The sequence below is a fragment of the Methanoculleus sp. UBA208 genome (genome assembly GCF_002498065.1).
In the GTDB taxonomy this organism is placed as follows: Archaea; Halobacteriota; Methanomicrobia; order Methanomicrobiales; family Methanoculleaceae; genus Methanoculleus.
In genome coordinates, this window is the sequence record NZ_DAFZ01000089.1 from 1 (window position 1) to 6,211 (window position 6,211).

8 protein-coding genes are annotated in these 6,211 nt (G+C 61.5%); 5 read left to right on the forward strand and 3 right to left on the reverse strand.

Annotated elements, in window-relative coordinates:
- Positions 1 to 240, forward strand: a 240-nt coding sequence (locus BRA62_RS09225) for a hypothetical protein (protein WP_292366277.1), incomplete at its 5' end; no start/stop codon positions are given.
- 120 nt (positions 241 to 360) lie between these two features.
- Here BRA62_RS09225 and BRA62_RS09230 read toward each other — a convergent pair.
- From BRA62_RS09230 to BRA62_RS09240, 3 genes are all read right to left on the reverse strand, one after another.
- Complete coding sequence (locus BRA62_RS09230) at positions 361 to 999, reverse strand: recombinase family protein (protein WP_292366278.1); 639 nt, start codon at positions 997 to 999, stop codon at positions 361 to 363.
- A gap of 182 nt (positions 1,000 to 1,181) precedes the next feature.
- Entirely contained in the window at positions 1,182 to 1,859 is a 678-nt protein-coding gene (gene ribB / locus BRA62_RS09235; RefSeq protein WP_292366279.1) for a 3,4-dihydroxy-2-butanone-4-phosphate synthase, read from the reverse strand.
- Entirely contained in the window at positions 1,852 to 2,520 is a 669-nt protein-coding gene (locus tag BRA62_RS09240) for a DUF120 domain-containing protein (RefSeq protein ID WP_292366280.1), read from the reverse strand. Before BRA62_RS09240 ends, ribB begins: the two co-directional genes overlap by 8 nt.
- Positions 2,521 to 2,641: 121 nt before the next feature.
- On the opposite strand from BRA62_RS09240, the gene BRA62_RS09245 reads away from it, so the two are divergent.
- The 4 genes from BRA62_RS09245 to BRA62_RS09260 are packed head-to-tail and all read left to right on the forward strand — an operon-like array spanning position 2,642 to position 5,950.
- Positions 2,642 to 3,352 carry a helix-turn-helix domain-containing protein gene (locus tag BRA62_RS09245; protein WP_292366281.1) on the forward strand — a complete coding sequence of 237 codons (711 nt, stop codon included), beginning with the start codon at positions 2,642 to 2,644 and terminating at the stop codon, positions 3,350 to 3,352.
- Positions 3,346 to 4,398: a hydroxymethylglutaryl-CoA synthase gene (locus BRA62_RS09250; protein ID WP_292366282.1), complete on the forward strand. Its 1,053-nt coding sequence runs from the start codon at positions 3,346 to 3,348 to the stop codon at positions 4,396 to 4,398. The genes BRA62_RS09245 and BRA62_RS09250 overlap by 7 nt, the downstream gene beginning before the upstream one ends.
- Entirely contained in the window at positions 4,395 to 5,555 is a 1,161-nt protein-coding gene (locus tag BRA62_RS09255; protein WP_292366283.1) for a thiolase domain-containing protein, read from the forward strand. Before BRA62_RS09250 ends, BRA62_RS09255 begins: the two co-directional genes overlap by 4 nt.
- A 2-nt stretch (positions 5,556 to 5,557) precedes the next feature.
- Positions 5,558 to 5,950 carry a Zn-ribbon domain-containing OB-fold protein gene (locus BRA62_RS09260; RefSeq protein ID WP_292366284.1) on the forward strand — a complete coding sequence of 131 codons (393 nt, stop codon included), beginning with the start codon at positions 5,558 to 5,560 and terminating at the stop codon, positions 5,948 to 5,950.
- Positions 5,951 to 6,211: the final 261 nt, after the last annotated feature.

Here is a 6,211-nt window from a genome sequence, read left to right on the forward strand (position 1 = left end):
CTGGAGGAATTCAACAAAGCCAGAATATCCATAGTATCGTTCAAGGACTGCGTGAGGAGACTCCATCCAGACAGGAGATTCGGTCTGCGTTGTTATGACTCTTTTGAATTCACCCCAAACGTTGATTGCGTGAGATCCGGCGGCGACTACTCACCCTGCAGGATGATGTCGCATACCCGGCGGGTGAAGATAATAACTTCACGTTACGGCACAGTATGCGAGTATAATCTCTGTTCGTGAAGTCCTGCGTCTTTTTGAGGCAGGATGTTTGTTATGGCACCGCTCTTTCCCCGTAGATACCCGGATCGAGTCGCGGATAACGGAGAGGCACAACGATCAGGAGGAGCCGGAATAGAGGGATCACTCCCCCGGCTCCTGCCGGGCCCCCTTCCACTCCCCCTTCAGTTCGGGGTAGTCCGCGAGGATCTTGCTGACCGTGCTCCTGCTGACGTCGAACATCCGACAAATCTGGCTGATGCTCGTCCCGGCCTGCCGTACCGTGAGGAGAGCCTCGACCTGCCCCTCGTTGAGCGCCTTCGGCCTCCCGATGGGGCGCCCGTCCTCTTTCTTTGTCTTCTTCGAGACGGGGGGGGCAGCCTTCCGGGCGCTCTCCCGGTATCGCTCCATATACGCGACGAAGTTTCCGATTGCCTCTCTTCTCTGTTCGGGATCGTCCCGGAACCCGAAGAAATCGTTATTCACGCAGTATACCGTGTATTTATCGTTCAGAATTTTGAGGGTTGCAAGACCGGCATCCATATCCCTGGTAAGCCCGGCGAGATCGTAGATGATGATGTCGGGGCAGTTATTGGCGGCGCAGTAATCCAGCATATCCATAAAGCCCTTCCGCTTCTCCGGAGGGGTTGCATTCGCCCGGTGGTCATGGAAGATTTCAACAATCTGAAACCGATATTTACAATAGTTCTCCACCTCACTCTTCTGTGCTGCGAAATCCCCCTTCTTTCTCGTATTCAAGTATGCCACAGCATCTTTTTTCATCCGTCTATGGTGCCGTACAATCGTATATATTGTTTTTGAAAACTCATGCGCAACGCCATTTTGCGGCATGCCGGGGAGTCCCGTGCATATTCCTGCTCTCCACCGGCGATGTGTCAAAAGACCTTCCCGACATATTTCAGGACGCGATCCTGCGGGCTTGCGGGGCTAAAAAGAGATATTTGTTATTCTTCCGGCCTTCGGGACTTCCACCGGTCCAGAACGTCTTTCCCCTCGACGAAGACGAGCCCGTGCTTCCTCGCATACTCCATCGCATCTTCTTTCTGGAGGGCAAACCCCGTCTCGTCGTCCAGCATCTCGCAGATCGTGACCGCAGGGGTGATGTTGGCCATCGTGGCAAGCGCGATCGAGAGTTCGGTCTGCCCCCGCCGCTCGTCGAGCAGCCGGTCGGCAGCCCGGAGAAGTGCCATATGGCCGGGCGTCCGGAAATGTGCGGCAAAGTCGTGCCCGCCGCCGTTGAGCGACCGTTGCACCTCCTGTGCGACGGCGGTGACCGTCAGGGCGCGGTCCCTGTCCGTGACCCCGGTATAGGTCTCCCGGTGATTCACCCAGAGGGAGAACGACGAATGGTTCTTTGGATCGTACGGGACCTCGCCGTCCTTCTCGACGAGGCTGCAGGCACGCAGGACATCGTGTGCAAACGGCAGGCCGAGCCGCTTTGCGGCCTCGGGGTGCACCGCCGTGCAGATCAATCCGCCGCCGTCTTTACGCATCTGCCGGATGTGGGCGGGCGTGACGGCGTCCGAGCGGATCGCGAAATCCGTCTCGCGCTCCCGGTTGTCAAAGTCGTACAACAGAACAAATTCGCCCCTCGCGAGGGCCTGTATGGCTGCATCAATCATGGGTAATCTCCACCTCGATCGTATCGTTATCGTTCAGGTTCAGGGCTTTGCGGAGTTCGCATCCGGCGATGACCTCGACGATATCCTCCGGGTAGTGGGTGCGGGAGGGCTCGACTATCGCGCATTTGTGACCCCTGATCCTGCAGGGGAGCACCCGGGCGCCGCCGAACGTACGTTCATCCGCGGTAAACCCGGGAACATCAATCCACCCGGCATGGTCGAGCTGCTTGCGGACCTCAATGCTCGCCGCATCGAGCCTGATGTTCAGGGTCCCGGGGAAGGGTTCGAACCCGAGGCATGCGCCGAACTGCTCCTTGTAGTGGGGGATGCTCATGTAGTAGCGCCCTTCCCCGAGTCCGCTGATCACGATCCCGGTCAGGGTATACTGCCTGCGTTCCGGGTTGAATATCCGGACGTAATCCGCATACTCCCGCTTCAGCGCCTGCTCGCCCTCCCGGGTGACGGCGACATACTGGCCTTCGGGCTTCATCGACCGTACGATGAACTGCTGCCGCTCAAGCGCGATCAGGCGCCGCGATGCTGTCTGCGGGCTGAGGCCCAGAACATTTCCGAGCGACTGCGACGAGAGCCCGATCGGGGCCCGGCAACCGCCGAGCAGGGCGATCGTCTTCAAGGACTGCAGGTCTTCCGCTTCAACCATTATACCATAATTGAGATGCATACTATATACGAGTTGTGCAACGATCCCGAACAGAGGGGCTTCGTGAAATGTCGAAGTGGCATACGCTAATTTTTTAAGTCGAGGTGTTGACAGTACCTGCATGAAATCCGGAGTGCGGCATCAGCTTGCCGAGAAAATGGCAGGAGAAATCACACTCTCGGACTCACCGGGACAGGCTCTCAAGAAGTGGCGGCAGAGCTTCAACATCCCCCAGGGACTGCTCGCCGAGCGTCTCGAGGTCTCTCCCTCAGTTATCAGCGATTACGAAAGCGGACGACGAAAAAGTCCAGGCACCGCCATCGTCGGCAAGATCGTTGATACGATCCTCTCGATCGACGAGGACAACGGCGGTCAGTTCATCAACAAATTTGCAAAAATTCTGTACAGTGAGTTCGACGAAGACGTCATCTACGACATCCACGAGTATGCGTCTCCCGTGAGCCTGTCGGATTTCGCAGCGGCCATCGACGCCGTCACGCTCTGCGGTCCGACGGACCAGGCCATCTACGGGTATACGGTGATCAACAGCCTCAATGCGATCCTCCAGCTCTCTTCGAGCGAGTTCAACCGCATTTACGGCTGGAGCACGGAGCGTGCCCTCATCTTCACCGAAGTCTCGACCGGGAAATCCCCCATGGTGGCGATCCGGGTCACGCCGTTCAAGCCCCGCTGCGTGGTTCTGCAGGGCATCAGCCCGGAGCAGGTGCACCCGCTGATCCCGGGCCTTGCGGAGCGTGACCGGATCAGCGTACTCTGCACTGAGATGGATGTCGAGACGATCATCAGTTCACTACGAGGAAAGTCATGGTAGGCATTTATTCGTACGGCGTCTACATCCCGCGATACCGGATAAAAGTCCCGGAGATCGCCCGGGTATGGGGCGCCAACGCAGACGACATCACCCGGGGACTCGGTGTTTTTGAGAAGTCCGTCCCCGATCTCGATGAGGATACCGCAACGATCGCCGTCGAGGCGGCCCGTGCCGCCCTCCGGCGAAGGACCGTCGACACCGAAGCAATCGGGGCCATCTACGTTGGAAGCGAGTCGCACCCCTACGCGGTCAAGCCCACGGCCTGCACGGTCGGCGAGGCGATCGGGGCGACCCCCAACATGACCGCCGCAGACTACGAGTTCGCCTGCAAAGCGGGAACGGCGGGCATCCAGACCTGCATGGGCATGGTCAAGAGCGGGATGATCCCGTTCGGGATCGCCATCGGTGCGGACGTGGCGCAGGGCGCTCCCGGCGACGCCCTCGAGTACACGGCGGCGGCCGGCGGGGCGGCGTTCGTCATCGGTGACGGGGACACCATCGCCGATATCAACCGAACCTGCTCCTACACCACCGACACGCCCGACTTCTGGCGGCGTGAAGGACAGAACTACCCCCGCCACGGCGGACGGTTCACCGGTGATCCCGGCTACTTCAGACACGTTCAGGGCGCCGCCCGGCTGATGCTCGATGCGGCAGGCACGGGCCCGAAGGACTACGATTACGCCGTCTTCCACCAGCCCAACGCGAAGTTCCCGCAGCGGGTGGCGAAGATGCTCGGGTTTACCGACGAGCAGATCCGGCCCGGCCTCGTCGTCCCGAGGCTCGGCAACACCTACTCGGGGGCATCGATGATCGGGCTTGCCGCTACGCTCGACGTGGCGAAACCCGGTGAGAGGATCTTCGTCACCTCGTTCGGGTCAGGAGCGGGGAGCGACGCCTTCGACATCACGGTGACCGATGCCATCGACTCCGCTGAGTTCGACCGGACGGCGGCGCCGACCGTTGAGAAGCTGCTCGCAAACCCGACCTACCTGGACTATGCACTGTATGCCAAACACAAGGGAAAGATCGTGATGCAGAAATGAGAGACGTAGCAGTAATCGGAGTCGGGTGCACGGAGTTCGGGGAGCACTGGGGCACCTCGTTCCGCGACCTCTTCGTCAAGGCGGGGGCGCTGGCGCTCGAGGATGCCGGGGTCACCGGCGAGAACATCGACGCCCTCTACGTGGGGAACATGAGCGCCGGGCGGTTCGTCGAGCAGGAGCACATCGGCGCCCTGATTGCGGACTATGCCGGGCTCGCGACCAACCACGTCCCCTCGACCCGGGTGGAGGCGGCCTGCGCCTCCGGCGGGCTTGCCTTCCGGCAGGCGGTCATCGCGGTCGCAAGCGGCATGGAGGATATCGTCGTCGCCGCGGGCGTCGAGAAGATGACCGATGTCGGGACCGGGGCGAGCGTGGACATGCTCGCGAGCGCCGCGGACCGCGAGTGGGAAGGGTTCGCCGGAGCGACCTTTCCCGGGCTCTACGCCATGATCGCAACCGACTACATGCACCGCTACCCCCTCACCCGGGAGCAGCTCGCACAGGTCGCGGTGAAGAACCACGAGAACGGCGCAAAGAACCCGATCGCCCAGTTCAGGAACAGGATCACGGTCGACACGGTGCTGAACTCCTCGCTGGTCGCCGACCCCCTGCGGCTCTTCGACTGCTCGCCGATCACCGACGGTGCGGCGGCGGTCGTGGTTGTGCCGCTCGAACGTGCCCGTGAGTTTACCGACTCGCCGGTGCGGGTGCTTGCAAGCGCCCAGGCGAGCGACACCATCGCGCTCCACGACCGGCGGGACATCTCCACCCTGGACGCCTCCGTGGCGGCGGGGAAGCGGGCGTTCGCCCAGGCGGATCTTACCCACAAAGACATCGATATGCTGGAGGTCCACGACTGCTTCACGATCACCGAGATCTGTGCGATCGAGGACCTCGGGTTCTGCAGGAAGGGCGAGGCGGGGAGACTCACCGCGGAAGGGGCGACCGCCCTCGGCGGGGAGATCCCGGTGAACACGAGCGGCGGCCTGAAGGCCTGCGGCCACCCGGTCGGTGCGACGGGGATCAAGCAGATCTACGAGATCGTCAGCCAGCTCCGCGGCGAGGCCGGGGCCCGGCAGGTGGATGCGGAGATCGGTATGGCCCACAACGTGGGCGGCACCGGCGCGACGGTCGTCGTGCACATCCTGGGGGCCTAACAATGTCGGTTTCACGGTTCTGGAGAAAGATCCCGCAGCGCTACAACCTCATCGGGACGCAGTGCACGACCTGCGGGCGGCACTTCTTCCCGCCCCGGTCGCTCTGCCCCGATTGCCGGCGGAGCGGCAAGATCGTCGACCACAAGTTCACCGGCGAGGGAACGGTCGTCACCTACACGGTGATACGGTCGGCGAGCGACCAGTTCGATCACACCACCCCGTATGTCCTTGCGATCATAGCACTCGACGAGGGGCCGAGGCTCACCACCCAGGTCGCCTGCCTCCCCGAAGAGGCGAAGATCGGGATGCGGGTCAAAAGTGTCTTCCGCCGGGTGGCGGCGGACGGCGAGAGCGGCACCATCCACTACGGCACGAAGTTCGTGCCGGTGGAGTGATACTAACCCTTTTTGGGTTGGCAGGGGTTTTCCGCGCTCTGCGCGGGATTGAATCACGCTCTATACTTCTTTTTTGGCTCGCACGAGAGCGTAGCGAGCTTGAGACGCCATCAGGCTTCGAAGATGCGGGCGGTGCGTCCAGCGGTACGGCGGGTGCATGGGCGCCGAGGGGTGCAACTGGTCTCCCCCCGTCAGAGGATATTGGAATAACTTCAATCACAAGCCCCATCCACGGCTTTCCAGTGGATATCGCCATGGGGG

Bases quoted from the DNA above. Each gene is read 5' to 3' on its own strand.
- BRA62_RS09260 (WP_292366284.1), top strand. From the start codon at position 5,558: ATGTCGGTTTCACGGTTCTGGAGAAAGATCCCGCAGCGCTACAACCTC.
- BRA62_RS09230 (WP_292366278.1), bottom strand. From the start codon at position 999: ATGAAAAAAGATGCTGTGGCATACTTGAATACGAGAAAGAAGGGGGAT.
- BRA62_RS09250 (WP_292366282.1), top strand. From the start codon at position 3,346: ATGGTAGGCATTTATTCGTACGGCGTCTACATCCCGCGATACCGGATA.
- BRA62_RS09240 (WP_292366280.1), bottom strand. From the start codon at position 2,520: ATGGTTGAAGCGGAAGACCTGCAGTCCTTGAAGACGATCGCCCTGCTC.
- BRA62_RS09255 (WP_292366283.1), top strand. From the start codon at position 4,395: ATGAGAGACGTAGCAGTAATCGGAGTCGGGTGCACGGAGTTCGGGGAG.
- ribB (WP_292366279.1), bottom strand. From the start codon at position 1,859: ATGATTGATGCAGCCATACAGGCCCTCGCGAGGGGCGAATTTGTTCTG.
- BRA62_RS09245 (WP_292366281.1), top strand. From the start codon at position 2,642: ATGAAATCCGGAGTGCGGCATCAGCTTGCCGAGAAAATGGCAGGAGAA.